General features: G+C 71.3%; 15 protein-coding genes, 1 tRNA gene and 1 pseudogene. 14 read left to right on the top strand and 3 right to left on the bottom strand.

Annotated elements, in window-relative coordinates; genetic code table 11:
* Positions 1-15: 15 nt before the first annotated feature.
* The 3 genes from HNP84_RS41445 (at position 16) to HNP84_RS41435 (ending at position 3,442) form a co-directional block, all read left to right on the top strand.
* Positions 16-2,079 carry an ATP-binding protein gene (locus HNP84_RS41445; RefSeq protein WP_185055561.1) on the top strand — a complete coding sequence of 688 codons (2,064 nt, stop codon included), beginning with the start codon at positions 16-18 and terminating at the stop codon, positions 2,077-2,079.
* A 102-nt stretch (positions 2,080-2,181) separates the two neighbouring features.
* On the top strand, positions 2,182-2,688 hold the full coding sequence (locus tag HNP84_RS41440) for an RNA polymerase sigma factor (protein ID WP_312926877.1): 507 nt from the start codon (positions 2,182-2,184) through the stop codon (positions 2,686-2,688).
* On the top strand, positions 2,675-3,442 hold the full coding sequence (locus tag HNP84_RS41435) for a hypothetical protein (protein WP_185055560.1): 768 nt from the start codon (positions 2,675-2,677) through the stop codon (positions 3,440-3,442). The genes HNP84_RS41440 and HNP84_RS41435 overlap by 14 nt, the downstream gene beginning before the upstream one ends.
* Here the strand turns inward: HNP84_RS41435 and HNP84_RS41430 are convergent, their stop codons facing one another.
* A complete protein-coding gene (locus tag HNP84_RS41430; RefSeq protein WP_185055559.1) occupies positions 3,443-4,492 on the bottom strand; it encodes an adenosine deaminase in 1,050 nt (349 codons plus the stop codon).
* Between the two features lie 69 nt (positions 4,493-4,561).
* Entirely contained in the window at positions 4,562-5,767 is a 1,206-nt protein-coding gene (locus tag HNP84_RS41425; RefSeq protein ID WP_185055558.1) for a pyridoxal phosphate-dependent aminotransferase, read from the bottom strand.
* Positions 5,768-6,020: 253 nt separating this feature from the next.
* On the opposite strand from HNP84_RS41425, the gene HNP84_RS41420 reads away from it, so the two are divergent.
* The 8 genes from HNP84_RS41420 (at position 6,021) to rplL (ending at position 11,566) form a co-directional block, all read left to right on the top strand.
* A tRNA-Trp gene (locus tag HNP84_RS41420) sits at positions 6,021-6,093 on the top strand.
* 72 nt (positions 6,094-6,165) lie between these two features.
* Positions 6,166-6,414 (top strand): preprotein translocase subunit SecE, encoded by a 249-nt coding sequence (secE, locus tag HNP84_RS41415; protein WP_312926874.1) that lies wholly within the window; start codon positions 6,166-6,168, stop codon positions 6,412-6,414.
* Positions 6,415-6,479: 65 nt separating this feature from the next.
* Entirely contained in the window at positions 6,480-7,328 is an 849-nt protein-coding gene (nusG, locus tag HNP84_RS41410; RefSeq protein WP_185055556.1) for a transcription termination/antitermination protein NusG, read from the top strand.
* Positions 7,329-7,449: 121 nt separating this feature from the next.
* Positions 7,450-7,881 carry a 50S ribosomal protein L11 gene (gene rplK, locus HNP84_RS41405; protein WP_185055555.1) on the top strand — a complete coding sequence of 144 codons (432 nt, stop codon included), beginning with the start codon at positions 7,450-7,452 and terminating at the stop codon, positions 7,879-7,881.
* Positions 7,882-7,953: 72 nt separating this feature from the next.
* Complete coding sequence (gene rplA, locus HNP84_RS41400; RefSeq protein WP_185055554.1) at positions 7,954-8,670, top strand: 50S ribosomal protein L1; 717 nt, start codon at positions 7,954-7,956, stop codon at positions 8,668-8,670.
* 768 nt (positions 8,671-9,438) lie between these two features.
* Positions 9,439-10,272 carry an SCO4651 family lipoprotein gene (locus HNP84_RS41395; protein ID WP_185055553.1) on the top strand — a complete coding sequence of 278 codons (834 nt, stop codon included), beginning with the start codon at positions 9,439-9,441 and terminating at the stop codon, positions 10,270-10,272.
* Between the two features lie 298 nt (positions 10,273-10,570).
* Positions 10,571-11,104 carry a 50S ribosomal protein L10 gene (rplJ, locus tag HNP84_RS41390; protein WP_185055552.1) on the top strand — a complete coding sequence of 178 codons (534 nt, stop codon included), beginning with the start codon at positions 10,571-10,573 and terminating at the stop codon, positions 11,102-11,104.
* 69 nt (positions 11,105-11,173) lie between these two features.
* Positions 11,174-11,566, top strand: a complete 393-nt coding sequence (rplL, locus tag HNP84_RS41385; protein WP_185055551.1) for a 50S ribosomal protein L7/L12 — start codon at positions 11,174-11,176, stop codon at positions 11,564-11,566.
* Positions 11,567-11,646: 80 nt separating this feature from the next.
* Here the strand turns inward: rplL and HNP84_RS41380 are convergent, their stop codons facing one another.
* Positions 11,647-12,306 (bottom strand): Uma2 family endonuclease, encoded by a 660-nt coding sequence (locus HNP84_RS41380; protein WP_185055713.1) that lies wholly within the window; start codon positions 12,304-12,306, stop codon positions 11,647-11,649.
* A 1,729-nt stretch (positions 12,307-14,035) separates the two neighbouring features.
* Here HNP84_RS41380 and HNP84_RS41375 point away from each other — a divergent pair.
* The 3 genes and pseudogenes from HNP84_RS41375 to HNP84_RS41365 form a co-directional block, all read left to right on the top strand.
* Positions 14,036-14,515, top strand: a complete 480-nt coding sequence (locus tag HNP84_RS41375) for an Rv1363c family protein (RefSeq protein WP_185055550.1) — start codon at positions 14,036-14,038, stop codon at positions 14,513-14,515.
* Positions 14,512-15,072: an Rv1363c family protein gene (locus HNP84_RS41370; RefSeq protein ID WP_312926870.1), complete on the top strand. Its 561-nt coding sequence runs from the start codon at positions 14,512-14,514 to the stop codon at positions 15,070-15,072. Before HNP84_RS41375 ends, HNP84_RS41370 begins: the two co-directional genes overlap by 4 nt.
* Before the next feature lie 479 nt (positions 15,073-15,551).
* A pseudogene (locus HNP84_RS41365) lies at positions 15,552-16,177 on the top strand (DNA-directed RNA polymerase subunit beta); the annotation flags it as partial.

The following is a 16,177-nucleotide window of genomic DNA, read 5'->3' as shown; positions in this document are numbered from 1 at the left end:
GAAAGTGTCGAATCCGTGGTTGACGGTTTTCCGTGGGACACGCGGTCGCGGCCGGGCAATCTGGCCGCCGAGACGAGCAGCTTCGTCGGGCGGGCGCGCGAGATCGAGGCGGTCAAGGCGCTGCTCGCGCAGGAGCGGCTGGTCACGCTCACCGGCGTCGCCGGCGTCGGCAAGACCCGGCTGGCGCTGAAGGTCGCCCGCCGGCTCTCCCGCGCCTTCCCCGACGGCGTCTGGGTGGCCGAGCTGTCGGCCGAGCAGAACCCCGGCCTCGTCGCCCACGACGTCGCGGCGGCGCTCGGCATGGTCGAGCAGTCCGCGCGCCCCGAGGCCGAGGTCCTGGCCGAGCACCTGGCCGGCAAGAAGGCCCTGATCGTGCTGGACACCTGCGAGCACCTCATCGACGCCTGCCGCGACCTGGCGGAGCGGGTGCTGCGCCAGGCCCCCGAGGTGCGGCTGCTCGCCACCAGCCGCCAGGCCCTGGGCGTCCCCGGCGAGCGCGTCGTCGTGGTCGGCCCGCTGCCGGTGCCCCGCTCCGGCTCCTTCAGCCCCGACGACTACTGCTCCGTCAGGCTCTTCCTGGACCGGGCCCTCGCGCTCGTGCCCGACCTCGACCCCGACCTCGAAGCCGTCGGGCGCCTGTGCCGCCGCCTCGACGGCATCCCGCTCGCCATCGAGCTGGCCGCGCGCCGCGTCCGCACCCTGTCGGTGGAGCAGATCGCCGACCGCCTCGACGACCGCTTCGCGCTGCTCACCAGCGGCAGCCGCACCCCCCTCGGCCGGCACCAGACCCTGCGCACCGCCGTGGGCTGGAGCCACGAGCTGCTGGGCGCCCGCGAGCGGCTGCTGTGGGCCCGGCTGACCGTCTTCGCCGGCTCCTTCGACGCGGCCACCGCCCAGGCCGTGTGCGCCGACGCGCAGCTCCCCGAGATCCGCCCGCCCCTCGACCGGCTGGTCCACAAGTCGATCGTGACCGAGGAGGGCGGCCGTCACCGCATGCTCGGCATGATCCGCGAGTACGGCATGGAGTGGCTGCGCCGCCTCGGCGAGGACTCCCGGCTGGCGCGCCGCCACCGCGAGCACTACCTGTTCCTCGCCCAGCGGGCCGACGAGGAGTGGTACGGCCCGGCCCAGGCCGAGTGGGCCGACTGGGCGCACACCGAGCTGCCCAACCTGCGCGCCGCGCTCGACGACGGGCTGGCCGAGCCCGCCGGCCTCGAACTCGCGGGCACCCTGTGGTTCGTCTGGGTCTGCCTCGGCCACACCCGCGAAGGCCGCTACTACCTGGACAAGGTGCTCGAAGCCCACCCGATGGCCGGCCCGGCCCGTACCAAGGCGCTGTGGGCCGCCGCCTGGGTCGCGGGTGCCCAGGGCGACCTGAGGACCGCCGAGCGGCGGGCCAGGGAGGCCCAGGCCGAGGCGCGGCGGCGCGGCGACGACACCGCCGCCGGCTACGCCACGTACGTGCTGGGGGCCATGCGGCTGCTCCGCGGCGACCTGCGGCAGGCCGACACGCTCACCCGGCAGGCCGTGGACCACTTCCAGCGCGCCGACCGCCCCGAGATCGGCCTGCCCGTCGCCGAGGCCGCCCGCGCCCTGCTGCACAACCTGCGCGGCGAGTACGAACAGGCCCTGGCCGTGCTCAAGCCGCAGCGCGAGCGGTGCACGGCCCGCGGCGAGATGTGGGCGCTATCGTACGGCGACCACATGCGCTCGCAGGCCGAGCTGGCGCTGGGCGAGGTCCAGGCCGCCGACGCCTCCGCCCGCGAGGCCCTGGACGCCAAGTGGCGCCTCGGCGACGCGGCGGGCAGCGCGATGGTGCTGGACCAGCTCGCCGCGACCGCCGTGGCCCGGCACGACCCCGAGTGCGCCGCCTACCTGCTGGGCACGGCCCGGCGGCTGTGGAACACCATCGGGCTGCCCCAGTTCGGCTCGGCCGGGCTCGCCGTGGCCCGCGCCGACACCGAACGCCGCGCCCGCGAGGTGCTGGGCGACGCGGCGTACGAGGCGGCGTACGCGGTGGGGCTGACCGTCGAGCCCCAGTCGTCGATCGACCGCATCCGCGCCCGCAAACCCCAGTAGGGTCCTGGTACCACCCTCCGCACTCCGCAGCAGGGGAGCCTCCCGACGGACGACGATGAGGCGATCGGCCGCGCGCTGGCGGGCGATCTGGCCGCCTACGACGTGCTGGTGGCGCGATACAGCACCATCGCCCACCGCACCGCCGCCATGCTCGGCGCGGGCGACGAGGCCGAGGACGTGGTGCAGGAGGCGTTCGTGAAGGCGTACCGGCACCTGGGGTCCTTCCGCCGCCAGGCCCCGTTCCGGCCCTGGCTGCTGCGCATCGTCGCCAACGAGACCCACAACCTCACCCGCGCCCGCGGGCGCCGCGCCGAGCTGGCCCTGCGCGCCGGCACAGAACTCACCCTGCGCACCGGCGGCGGGCCCGAGCCGGCCGCCCCCGACGACCCCGAGGGCGCCGCCATCGCCGGCGACCGGCGCGCCCGGCTGCTGCGCGCGGTGAACGCGCTGCCCGATCGGGAACGCCGGGCGGTGGTGTGCCGGTACTTCCTGCAGTTGTCGGAGGCGGAGACCGCCGAGGTGCTGGGCTGGCCGATCGGCTCGGTCAAGTCGCGCACCTCGCGCGGCATCGCCCGGCTGCGCGAGGAGGTGGGCCGTGACCTCGCGTGACCACGGCGACCCCGAGCGCGTGGACGGGTTCGAGGCCGAGCTGCGCGCCCTGGGGGAGGAGCTGCACGCGCCCGCGCCCGACCCCGCCGAGACGGCGCGGGCCGTACGCGCGCGGCTGGAACGCGCCCCCGCGCCCCGCCGCCACCGGTGGCAGCGGCGGTGGCGGTGGCGCTGGACCCGGCTGCGCGTGGCCGTGGCCGCGGTGGTGGCGGTCGCGGGCGTGCTGGCCGCCGCCACGCCGCAGGGCCGGGCCGTGGTCGCCCGGGTCCTGCGCGTGGCCGGGGTCGAGATCCAGGTCACGCCCTCGCCCAGCCCGGTCCCCACCGCGTCCGTACGCCTGCCGGGCGAGCGCGCCGTCTCGCTGGCCGAGGCCCGCGAGCTGGCCGCGTTCCCGGTCGCGGTGCCGCGCGAGCTGGGCGAGCCCGCCGAGGTGCGGATCGCCGACGGCGCCCGGGTGGTCTCGCTGATCTGGCCCGGCGTGCGGCTGGACCAGTACGACGGCGCCCTCGGCGTCGTGTTCCGCAAGGAGCTGGGCCCGCCGTGGCCGGAGGAGGTGGACGTCGCCGGCGTCCCGGGCTGGTGGATACCCCGCCACCACGGCCTGAGGTACGTCCCGCGCGGCGGCGGCGCGCCGGTCGAGGACACCCGCCTGGCCGGGCCCACCCTCATCTGGCAGCACGGCGGCGCCGGGCTGCGCCTGGAGGGCATCGCCGGTCTCTCCCGCGCCCTCGCGGTCGCCCGCTCCCTCGGCTGATCACTCGGCTGGTTCCGCGGGGGCGGTCAGCCAGTCGTCCACGCCCTTGAGCAGGTCCTTCTTCACCGACTCCGGCGCCGCGGAGGAGCGGATCGACTGCCGGGCCAGCTCGGCGAGCTCGGCGTCGTCGAAGCCGTAGACCTCGCGCGCCAGCTCGTACTGGCGCAGCAGCCGCGACCCGAACAGCAGCGGGTCGTCCGCGCCGAGCGCGATCGGCACCCCCGCGTCGAACAGGGCGCGCACCGGCACCTCCTCCGGCCGCTCCGCCACGCCGAGGCCCACGTTGGAGGCCGGGCACACCTCGCAGGTGATCTGCCGGTCGGCCAGCCGCTCCATCAGCCGGCGCGACTCCGCCGCCCGCACTCCGTGGCCCACCCGGTCGGCCCCCAGGTCGTCCACGCACTCGGCCACGCTCACCGGCCCCGACAGCTCGCCGCCGTGCGGCACCGACAGCAGCCCCGCCCGCTTGGCGATCCGGAACGCGCCGTCGAACTCGCGCGCCCGCCCGCGCCGCTCGTCGTTGGACAGCCCGAAGCCGACCACGCCCCGGCCCGCGTACTGGGCCGCCAGCCTGGCCAGCGTCTTGGCGTCCAGGGGATGCCGGGTCCGGTTGGCCGCCACGATCACCGCGATGCCGATGCCCTGCGCCCGCGCCGCCTGGTCGGCCGCGTCCAGCACCAGGTCCAGCGTGGCGGTGAGCCCGCCGAACCGCTGCGCGTAGCCGGACGGGTCCACCTGGATCTCCAGCCAGCCCGACCCCTCCGCGGCCTCGTCCTCGGCCGCCTCGCGCAGCAGCCGGTAGACGTCCTCGGGGCGGCGCAGCACCGAGCGGGCGATGTCGTACAGGCGCTGGAAGCGGAACCAGCCCCGCTCGTCGGTCGCGTGCAGCTTCGGCGGCCAGTCCTCGCGCAGCGCGTCGGGCAGGTGCAGCGAGTGCTCCCTGGCCAGCTCGATCAGCGTCGTGTGCCGCATCGAGCCGGTGAAGTGCAGGTGCAGGTGGGCCTTGGGGAGCCTGTCGAGTGGACGGTGTCTGTGGAAAGGACCTGGCATCTGGATATGGTGCCGCAACGACGAGGCCCCACACCGCCGAAAGACGGTGCGGGGCCCGATCGCCTGGTGCTACATGGCCTCGGCGAGCAGCTTGGCCAGGCGGCTGACGCCCTCGACCAGGTCGTCGTCGCCGAGCGCGTACGACAGGCGGAAGTAGCCCGGGGTGCCGAACGCCTCGCCGGGCACCACCGCGACCTCGGCCTCCTCCAGCACCACCTCGGCCAGCTCCACCGAGGTCTGGGGCCGCCGTCCGCGCAGCTCCTTGCCCAACAGCCCCTTGACCGACGGGTAGGCGTAGAACGCGCCCAGCGGCTCGGGGCACAGCACGCCCGGGATCTCGTTCAGCAGCCGCACGATCGTCTGCCGCCGCCGGTCGAACGCCTCGCGCATCGTGGCCACCGCCGACAGGTCGCCGCTCACCGCGGCCAGCGCGGCGGCCTGGGCGACGTTGGAGACGTTGGAGGTGGCGTGCGACTGGAGGTTGGTGGCCGCCTTGACGACGTCCTTGGGGCCGATCATCCAGCCCACCCGCCAGCCGGTCATCGCGTAGGTCTTGGCCACGCCGTTCAGGATCACGACCTGGTCGCCCAGCTCGGGGACCGCGGTGGCGATGCTGGTGAACTCGGCGCCGCCGTACACGAGGTGCTCGTAGATCTCGTCGGTGACGACCCACAGGCCGTGCTCGGCCGCCCAGCGGCCGATCGCCTCCACCTCGCCGCGCGAGTAGACCGCGCCCGTCGGGTTGGACGGCGAGACGAACAGCAGCACCTTCGTACGCTCGGTGCGCGCGGCCTCAAGCTGCTCCACAGAGGCGAGGTAGCCGGTGGTCTCGTCGGTGACCACATCGACCTGCACGCCGCCCGCGAGCTTGATCGCCTCGGGGTAGGTGGTCCAGTAGGGCGCGATGACCAGAACCTCGTCACCCGGGTCCAGCATCGTCGCGAACGCCTCGTACACCGCCTGCTTGCCGCCGTTGGTGACCAGCACCTGCGCGGCGTCCACCGTGTAGCCGGAGTCGCGGGCCGTCTTCTCCGCGATGGCCTGCTTCAGCTCCGGGAGCCCGCCGGCCGGGGTGTACTTGTGGAAGCGCGGGTTGCGGGCGGCCTCGATCGCCGCCTCGACGATGTAGTCGGGCGTCGGGAAGTCCGGCTCGCCCGCGCCGAATCCGATGACCGGGCGCCCGGCCGCCTTCATGGCCTTCGCCTTGGCGTCAACGGCGAGGGTCGCGGACTCGGAGATCGCTGAGATGCGCGCTGAGATGCGAGGTCGGGTCATACCTCCATGGTTCCAGACGCGCGGCCGTGTTCCCGCCGCATATCCAGCATCTGGACGCTTCCGGAGCGCCTCGTACGAACCCATGCGGACCCGGCTGAAGACCCCGGAATCCGGTTCGATCGTGTTTCGGTTCGACGTGAGGCCCAATCCCCCGTAGACTGCGGCATGGCCGCGCGACAGTTCCTCACTGCGCCCGGCCGGTGAGTCACTGGTTCGACTTCCGCTGATCCGGATGTAAGGTGAGTCACGACTTAGGGCACTAGCGCAATTGGTAGCGCACCGGTCTCCAAAACCGGCGGTTGGGGGTTCGAGTCCCTCGTGCCCTGCGAGAAGCGGTCCGCGCGGCAGGCGTGTAAGCGCGCCGCGTTGCGATGGACACGACGAATCGGGTGAGGACTGTGGCGATCGACACGCGCGGCGAAACCGCAGACAAGCCAAGCAGGCCGAGCGGGAAGAAGCGCACTTCTCCCGCGCTTTTCTATCGGCAGATCGTCGCGGAGCTGCGTAAGGTCATCTGGCCGACGCGTAAGGATCTCATCACCTACACCTCCGTGGTCCTCGTCTTCGTGTTGATCATGGTCGGCATCGTGTCCGCGCTAGACTTCGTGCTCACGGAGGGTGTGCTGGCGGTCTTCGGCGGTAGTTGAGCCGATAGCCGGTGGGCTCGCCCACCGGGAGCACCAGCCCATTCGACGAAAGAGAAAGAGTCACCGTGTCCGAGTTCCCACTGTCGGCCGGCGAGTCCCGCGAGGAGTGGGAGGGTGAGCCGGAGAACGCCGCGCAGGTCGCCGAGTCGCGCCCCGCGTACGGCGAGTCCGACGACGACTTCGACGACGACGGCTTCGACGAGTACGACGAGCACGAGGACTCCGGCGACTCCGAAGACGACGAGGAGTCCGAGGACGAGGCCGAGGAGCCCGCGGCGCCCGCCGTGGCCGAGCAGGCCGACACCGACACCGACACCGAGCCCGACGTCGACCCGGTCGAGGAGTTCAAGCGCCAGATGCGCGGCCTCCCGGGCGAGTGGTATGTGATCCACTCCTACGCCGGCTACGAGAACCGGGTGAAGTCCAACATCGAAAGCCGCACCGGCTCCCTCAACATGGAGGACTACATCTTCCAGGTCGAGGTGCCGACCCACACCGTGACCGAGTTCAAGAGCGGCAAGAAGGTCCCGGTCAAGGAGCGGGTGCTGCCCGGCTACGTCCTGGTGCGCATGGAGCTGTCCGACGAGTCCTGGGCCGCGGTGCGCAACACGCCCGGTGTGACCGGCTTCGTCGGCCTGTCCAACAAGCCCAGCCCGCTCAACCTCGACGAGGTCGCCAAGCTGCTGGCCCCCGAGCCGGCCGAGGAGACCAAGAAGACCACGGCCAAGGCCACGACCACCACCGTCGACTTCGAGGTGGGCGAGTCGGTCACGGTCATGGACGGCCCGTTCGCCACGCTGCCCGCCACGGTCAGCGAGATCAGCGCCGAGTCGCAGAAGCTCAAGGTGCTGGTGTCGATCTTCGGCCGCGAGACGCCGGTGGAGCTGTCGTTCAACCAGGTCTCGAAGATCTGACAGCGCGCATACACTGGTTAGTCGGTTCAGACCTCCCGCCGCCCTTCCCCCTCTCCTGGGGAGGCGGTGGGTGCTCCCATGCCCATGGGAGATCACGCGAGAAAAGGACCCGGAGTAGGACATGCCTCCAAAGAAGAAGATCGCGGCCCTGGTCAAGGTCCAGCTTCCCGCTGGCCAGGCCACGCCCGCGCCGCCGGTCGGTACCGCCCTCGGTCCCCACGGCGTCAACATCATGGACTTCGTCAAGCAGTACAACGCTGCGACCGAGGCCCAGCGGGGCAACATCATCCCCGTCGAGATCACCATCTTCGAAGACCGCAGCTTCACCTTCATCACCAAGACGCCGCCGGCGCCCGAGCTGATCAAGAAGGCCGCGGGTCTCGACAAGGGCAGCGCCAACCCGCACCGCGACAAGGTCGGCAAGCTCACCAAGGAGCAGCTCCGCCAGATCGCCGAGACCAAGATGAAGGACCTCAACGCCAACGACATCGAGGCCGCCGAGAAGATCATCGCCGGCACCGCCCGGTCGATGGGCATCACCGTCGCCGACTGAGGCGGCCACCCGACAGCAGTGGGAGGGCCGGCGCGGCCCGTACCACGACCACTCGGATCACAGGAGTGAGCAGTGAAGCGCAGCAAGGCATACCGCAACGCGGCGTCGATGATCGACCGCGAGCGTCTCTACACCCCCGCTGAGGCCGCGAAGCTGGCCAAGGAGACCTCGGTCACCAAGTTCGAGGCCACCGTCGAGGTCGCCCTCCGCCTGGGCGTGGACCCCCGCAAGGCCGACCAGATGGTGCGCGGCACCGTCAACCTCCCGCACGGCACCGGCAAGACCGCCCGGGTCCTGGTCTTCGCGACCGGTGACCGTGCCGAGGAGGCCCGCCAGGCGGGCGCCGACATCGTCGGCGCCGACGAGCTGATCGAGGAGATCTCCAAGGGCAACCGCCTGAACGAGTTCGACGCGGTCGTCGCGACCCCCGACCTCATGGGCAAGGTCGGCCGTCTCGGCCGCGTCCTCGGCCCCCGCGGCCTGATGCCGAACCCCAAGACCGGCACCGTGACCCCGGCCGTGGGCAAGGCCGTCAGCGACATCAAGGGCGGCAAGATCGAGTTCCGCGTGGACCGCCACGCGAACCTCCACTTCATCATCGGCAAGGCCTCCTTCAGCGAGCGCCAGCTCCTGGAGAACTACGCCGCCGCCCTCGACGAGGTCCTGCGTCTCAAGCCGTCCGCCGCAAAGGGCCGCTACCTCAAGAAGGTCACCTTCGCCACCTCCATGGGCCCCGGCATCCCGGTGGACCCCAACATCACCCGCTCGCTGATCGAGGCCGAGGCCTGATCAGCCCGCAGTCCCCGCGACAAGGCCCCCGCCGCTCAACCGGCGGGGGCCTTGCCGTATCCACCCGCGTGTCCCCGCACCCGCGTGTCCCCGCACCCGCGTGTCCCCGCACCCGCCTGTCTCCCCGCACCGCCGGCACCCTCCGCACCGCCGGCACCCTCCGCACCGCCGGCACCCCCGCACCCGGCGCACCCCGCACCCCGCGGCACCCCCGGCACCCCGGGGCACCCCCGGACTCCGGGCACCCTCCGCACCGCCAGCACCCTCCGCACCGCCGGCACCCCAGCACCCGGCGTACCCCGCGCACCCCGCACCCCGCACCCCCCGCACCCCGAGCACCCCCGACACCCCGGACACCCCCCGCACCCCCGCACCCCGCGCACCCCGGCACCCCCGCCCCCGCGGCACCCCGAAGACACCTCCGCACCCAAGAGGCACCCCCGCCCCCAGGGCACCCCCCGCACCCCCGCACCCCCCGCACCCCCGCACCCCCCGCACCCCCGCACCCCCCGCACCGACTTGTCTCTCCGCACCCGTCTGTCTCTCCGCACCCGTCCGTCTCCCCGCACCCCGCCTGCCTTCGCAGCAAGGAACAAACCGGTGCATATGTCGCCAGAGAAAACGAACCACGCGGTAAGGGCCGGTGATCGAGTCGCGGTCAGGGTAAACCCCGGTAAATCCCCGAGAACCGCGGCGATCTCGCGCTCCTTGACGGCCGGGCGCGTAGGGTCGGAGACACAACTGGGGGCTATGAAGGGACATATAGGAATGCGCCGGATTACTCTCGCCATCGCGGCAACGGGCACGGCCGCCGCTTTGGCTCTGACCGCCGGGTGCGGCTCGTCGTCGAGCCCTCAGCAGCTCGGCAGCGTCAAGCTCGCGGCGGCGGAGGCCCTCCAGCAGACCGCCCAGAAGGCCGAGGCGGTCAAGAGCTACACCGTGGACGCCGTGGCCGACGTCAGCGACAAGCAGCACGGCGACGGCAAGGTCCAGGGGCGGATGGTGTACCAGAACAATCCGCTCGCCGTGGACCTCACGCTCGACACGGTCGACTTCGGCGGCCGCTCCCTGCCGGGCGGTGCCCGTGCGGTGCTGCTGGGCGACACGGTCTACGTGAAGCTGGACGTCCTCAAGGACCTGGTGGGCGCCACCAAGCCGTGGGTGAAGGCGTCCATCTCCGACCTCGACGCCGACGGGCAGGCCCAGGCGAAGGACATGCTGTCCAGGATCCAGCAGTTCGACCTGGCCGGGACCACCTCGATGGTGACCGCGTCGAAGGACGTCAAGGCGGTCGGCACCGAGTCCGTCGGCGGCGTGGACACCACCCACTACAGCGGCACCTTCCCGGTGGACGCCGCGCTGGCCCAGCTCGACCCCGACAAGCGCGCGCAGGCCCAGGCCGACCTCGGTCAGATCAAGGACATGAAGTTCGACCTGTGGGCCGACGCGCAGAGCCTGCCCCGCAAGATCACGCTGAACGGCACGGCCGACGGCGGCACATTCAGCGCCACGATGCTGTTCAAGGGCTTCAACGAGCCCGTCCAGATCGCCGCCCCGCCCGCCGACCAGGTCGGCGAGCTGCCCAAGTCGACGGTGAACTAGCGGTTCGCCGAACGCGGCTTCACGGCCGGCCGGGGCACTCCCGGCCGGCCGTTTCCGCGTACGGTTCGCTTTTCCCGCCGGGTGTGGGTACTCTGAAGCTGCCGAAGACCGCCGGTCGTCGCTGGGTTCATCATGGCCCGGTGACCGAAGGATCCACTCCGCGTGGACGGCCAGTGCAGGCGTGATGTGAGTTTTCATGAGGGATGCCATGGCATCCGTGTGAGCCTCGTGCGCGCCCGCGCCGGGGCCTTTCTCATGTTCGAGTCCTTCGCCGGCGGCGCATTCTGGAAGGAGGCCCATGGCGAGGGCGGAAAAGGCGACGGCCGTCGCCGAGCTCAAGAGCGACTTCGAGGGCTCGCACGCTGCCGTTCTGACCGAGTACCGCGGTCTCACCGTCGCCCAGCTCAAGGAGCTGCGCGTTTCTCTCGGTGGGAATGCGAAGTTCGCCGTGGTGAAGAACACGCTGACCAAGATCGCGGCCAATCAGGCCGGGATCTCCGCCCTGGACGACCTGCTCTCGGGTCCGTCCGCGATCGCGTTCGTCAAGGGCGACGTGGTCGAGGCCGCCAAGGGTCTGCGTGACTTCGCCAAGGCCAATCCCCTCCTGGTCATCAAGGGCGGTGTCGTCGACGGCAAGTCGATGACCCCGGACGAGATCACCAAGCTTGCCGACCTCGAGTCGCGCGAGGTCCTCCTCGCGAAGCTGGCCGGAGCGATGAAGGCGAAGATGGGCCACGCCGCCGCCGTCTTCAACGCGCTGCCCACCAACATGGCTCAGCTCGCCGAAGCCCTGCGCGCCAAGCGCGAGGAGTCCGGCGAGAAGGCCGAGTAGGCACGGGGATTGCCGCACACACCGCGGTCCCGAATTCTTTGTTTCTAAGATTCACACGGAGGAATCACCATGGCGAAGCTCAGCACCGACGAGCTGCTCGACGCGTTCAAGGAGATGACTCTCCTTGAGCTGTCCGACTTTGTGAAGCTCTTCGAGGAGACCTTCGACGTCAAGGCCGCCGCGCCTGTCGCCGTCGCCGCCGCCCCGGCCGGCGCCGGCGGTGCCGCCGCCGCCGAGGAGGTCGAGGAGCAGGACGAGTTCGACGTCATCCTCGAGGCTGCCGGCGACAAGAAGATCCAGGTCATCAAGGAGGTTCGCGCCCTGACGAGCCTCGGCCTGAAGGAGGCCAAGGACCTGGTCGACGGCGCGCCGAAGCCGCTGCTGGAGAAGGTCAACAAGGAGACCGCGGAGAAGGCCAAGGCCGCCCTGGAGGGCGCCGGCGCCACCGTCACCGTCAAGTAAGTGACGCTCTGAGGTTCCACAGCCCCAACGAAAAGGGCGGTCCACCCTGGTGCCGGGTGGGCCGCCCTTTTCGCGGTTGACTACAGGAAAATGCCGGTGTCCAGGGCGAAGCCGATGGGCTCGGGGATTTCCAGTTTCTCGCCCATGGTCACGCTCACGGACCGGTGGTAGCGCCCTTGGCCGGGCTCGGACATCAGCGTGACCTGGCGCGGATCGACCAGCGGATCGATGATCAAGTAGCAGGGGACTCCGCCGCGCGCGTACATGACGGGCTTGATCTCGCGATCGTGCACGGCGCTGCCGACCGACACCACCTCGGCCACCAGGATCAGCCCGGAGGACAGCAACTCACGATCGCCCCAGCGAGGACAGTCGAGCGGCGCGATCACGAGGTCGGGTTCGACCGGATCTCGGGTGCCGTCGAGGCAGACGTCCACATTGCCGGGAAACGCCTCCCACTCTCGCTCGTTCAGGATGGGTAGCAGCGCGCACATCAGCCTGACCGCGTGACGCGCATGCTCGGGGGTGCCCACCGGGCTCACTATCAGTCTCCCGTCGATGATCTCGGTCCGGAGACCGGGCATGTGCGGCAGCGCGTCGAACACCTGGCGGGGCGTGCTGGGAAGATCTTCCCCGGGCTTGGGCTCGAAGTGCGCCTGCCGATACTCCGGCCGAGGCGCCGCCACCTCCGGGTGCTCCTGACTCGCCGTCTCGATGTCCGTGTCCCGTATGTCGATCATGCTCACGGCTCCGTGTCCTTCCGTATCTGTTCGGACACAGAAAGTATGCGCGCTGACACCGGCAACAGCGACTCATTCACCCCGGCCCGCCCCACCCCACCGCGTCCCAGATTCATCGCCCCGCCCCCGTCCCTTCGCCCGCGGCGCGGCCATCTGCCGCAGGCGTCAGCCGCCCCCACGCCGCATACTGCTCCACCCTCGGTCGTGTTCGGCGCGGCACACTGCCCGTCTCCGGCCCCACGGCGCGGCACCCGCCAGGGTGCCCGGGGCCCTTTGAGCGGGCGTGAGCCGTGCCCGCGCTGCGCCGGGCCTGCCGTCGGTTGCGTTGGTGCCGTGCCCCTCGCGATGCTCGCGGCCCTTCGCCGCAGGCGTGAGCCGTCCGCACGCCGCACACTGCTCCGCCCCCGGCCCGTTCGGCGTGGCACCCTGCCCCGCCTCCGGCTCAGGCGCGGCATTCGCCAGGTGCCCGGGGCCTTTGCCGCGGCGTCAGCCGCCCGCCCGCGGCACCCTGCTCGGTCCCCGGCCCGTTCGGCGCGGCACCCTGCCCAGCCTCCGGCCCACGGCGCGGCGCCCGCCAGGGGTGCCTGGGCCCCTTGCCGCAGGCGTCAGCCGTGCCCGCGCTGCGCTGTGCCCTGCCGTCGACCACGTTCGGTGCCGTGCTTGCTGGATGCCTGCGGCGACCAAGTCCTCTCGTCGGCAGTGACCGGTGACACACTTGGCCGGGTTGCCAGTGGCTCTTCGCCGCGGGCATGGGCCCCACGGGCGGCTCCCGACTTCGTTCGTGCCGCATCTGCTCGGGTATTCGCGGCCGGAGCAGGTGTCCTTCGGCGCGCGTCCCTGCCGGGCTTGGCGTCGTTCGGCGCCGCCCCGACCCTCGGGGTACCTGAGGCTCTTTGCAATCGGCATCAGTCCTGTGCGGTGCTGCACCCGCTGGAGTGCCCGTGGCCCTTGCCACGGGCGTCAGCCGCCCCGCGCGGCGCCAGGCCCGCCGTCGGCCACGTTCGGTGCCGTGCCCTTCCTGGGGCCCGCCGTCCTCGTTGCGGGCGTAGTCGCCGGCGCTTCCTGCGGCGCTTTGCTGCGGGCGTCAACCGCTGGCGGCGACCAGGGCCGTCGTCGGCGGCGTTCGGTGGCGCACTTCGCAGGGTTGCCAGCGGCTCTTCGCCGCGGCATGGGCCGCATCTGCCAGGGGTGCCCATGGCCGGAGTAGGTGTTCTCCGATGCTTGTCTGGTGTGCCGGCTTGGCTCGTCCGGCGCCGCCTCGCCCGTCTGGGCAGTCCCGGCCCTGGCCGCGTTTGGTGCCACGCCCGTCGCAGGCGGCTTCCGGCGCCGTTGGCGTCGCGCTTGCCTTGGTGGCCGTGGGGGGCGGGAGCGAGGGCCTTCGGGGGCGTGTGTGCTCGGCTGGTGGCGTCTGGGGCTGTCCTTGCCTGGCCGGGGGGTTTCGGGGCCGTCTGGCGCTCACAGGGGCTTCTCCGGCCCTCGTACGGTCTCCTGCGTACGGCGGGGGGCCGCACGCACCGCGTGCGGGGTTGGGGAATCGGGCTTACCGGGCTATGCGCCGGGTTATGATCCGGCGAGCGGCGCAGGCGATTGCGGGTCGGTTCGGGGCCGGGCCCATGTCACGGGGCCGGGTGCTCGGCGGGCCGGGGCGGCGTGGGGCGGCGGCGTTCGCGTTGGGCTCCGGCGACCGTGCGATGGGAGAGAAGCGCATGGCAGTGGCGGGCGCGGGGCCATGAGGGCCGTTGTGGTGTGCGTTCTCGCCGGGCTGGTTCTGACGCTCGGCGGCGCGGCGTACAAGCTGTGCGGGGATCTCGGGGCCGCGCGGGCGGCGGCGGAGGATCGGCGGGCGGCGGTGCGGGCGGCGGGGGTGCACGGGGTGAACCTGCTGTCGATCAGCCACACCACAGTGGATCGTGACATCGCGCGGCTGCTCGGCTCGTCCACGGGGGCGGTGCGGCGGGCGTACGAGCAGCGGTCGGCCGAGATGAAGGACACCACCGTGACGGACAAGGTGGTGCAGACCGGGGTGTTGCGGTCGGCGGGGCTGGTCTCGATCGCCGGGGCGACCGCGCAGGTGCTCGTGGTGGCCGACGTGGTGATCCGGTGGGAGGGCAGCAAGACGCCGCCGCAGGAGCGCTACTACCGCTGGAAGATGGAAGTGACCAAGGCCGGCGGCGCGTGGCTGGTGTCGAAGGTGGAGCCGATCCAGTGATCGAGGGCGAGGTGATCGAGGGGGCGCGGGCCGGGCGGCCGCGCTCGCGGGCCTTCCTGGTCGGTGTGACATTCCTCACACTTTTGGCGGTCACTCTGGGTGGCGTCGTGGCGGTGGCGTACGCGAACCTGCGGTGGCTGCGCGAGAGCGACTCGGCCGGCGCCGAGGCGATGGCGACCGCGCGGTCGGTGGCCGCCGACATGCTCTCCTACGACTACCGAACGGTGGAGGCCGACCTCGCCCGCGCGCAGGGCTACACCACCGGCGAGCTGGCCGGACACTACCGGACCCTGGCCCGGAGCCTGGCCCCCCAGGCCCGGAAGGAGCGGGCGGTGCAGCAGGCGTCGGTGGTGGCGGCGGGGATCGAGTCGGCCGAGCCCGACCGGGTGCGGGTGCTGCTGTTCGTGGACATGGCCACCAGCAAGGTCGCGCCCGGCGAGCGGGAGCCGCGGCAGCGGCGAGAGCTGAACCGGGCCAGGTTCGTGATGGTCAAACAGGACTCGCGGTGGCTGGTGGCGGAGCTGTCCACCCTGCTGGGCAGCGTTTCCGGCCAGTAGCCCGGGTACGCGGCGCGTGATCGCAGGCAGTAGGCTCGTTCACCTGGACGGCGTGTCTCCGTTACTTAATTGTTAGCAAAGAAGTGGTTTGGGAACGCTCAGGTCACGGGTACCTCTGTCGCCGGAGCGTCGATCGTCGGCAAGGGTTCGATCCTCCGCGTGACTGAGCGTTAGCCCCATCCGCTCGCGGGTATCGTCTGGGGTCCGGCGGCGCTGAGCCTTCGCGCGAAGGAACTTTCCCAGCGTGCTGGCTATTAGTTGGCCGAAATGTCGGCTCTCGGGCTTGACGTTTCGGCTCCGACGGGCGATGCTGCGGACAACGTGAAGCATGCAGCGAGAGTGGAGTGGACAGGTGTATGCCGTTCGGCTACACTGCCCCTTTGCGCTGCCCTTTGACGACCCCGCATCTCTGTCCGGTTTTGCGTTGTCGTCTGGCGTGCGTGTAGTCAGTCCGCCGCGAGCCCTCGGAAGGACATCTGTTGGCAGCCTCGCGCAACGCCTCCGCCGTACCCGCTGGTCCCCGTCGCGTGTCTTTCGCGCGCATTCAGGAGCCGCTCGAAGTTCCTGACCTTCTCGCCCTGCAGACCGAGTCCTTCGACTGGCTGCTCGGCAACGAGAAGTGGAAGGCCAGGGTCGAGGCGGCTCGCCAGGCCGGGCGCAAGGACGTTCCGGCCCAGTCCGGTCTCGAAGAGATCTTCGAGGAGATCAGTCCCATCGAGGACTTCTCCGGAACCATGTCTTTGTCGTTCCGTGACCACCGGTTCGAGCCGCCCAAGTACTCGGTCGACGAGTGCAAAGACAAAGACATGACCTTCTCCGCCCCGATGTTCGTCACGGCGGAGTTCATCAATAACACCACCGGTGAGATCAAGAGCCAGACGGTGTTCATGGGCGACTTCCCGCTCATGACCGCCAAGGGCACGTTCATCATCAACGGCACCGAGCGTGTCGTGGTCTCCCAGCTCGTCCGGTCCCCGGGCGTGTACTTCGAGCGCAACGTCGACAAGACGTCCGACAAGGACATCTACGGCTGCAAGGTGATCCCGTCGCGGGGCGCCTGGCTGGAGTTCGAGATCGACAAGCGCGACTCCGTCGGCGTGCGCAT

The sequence above is a fragment of the Thermocatellispora tengchongensis genome (assembly GCF_014202315.1).
Classification (GTDB): Bacteria; Actinomycetota; Actinomycetes; order Streptosporangiales; family Streptosporangiaceae; genus Thermocatellispora; species Thermocatellispora tengchongensis.
Note: the sequence above shows the minus strand (reverse complement) of the source record. Positions and strands in the feature narration are given on the sequence as shown.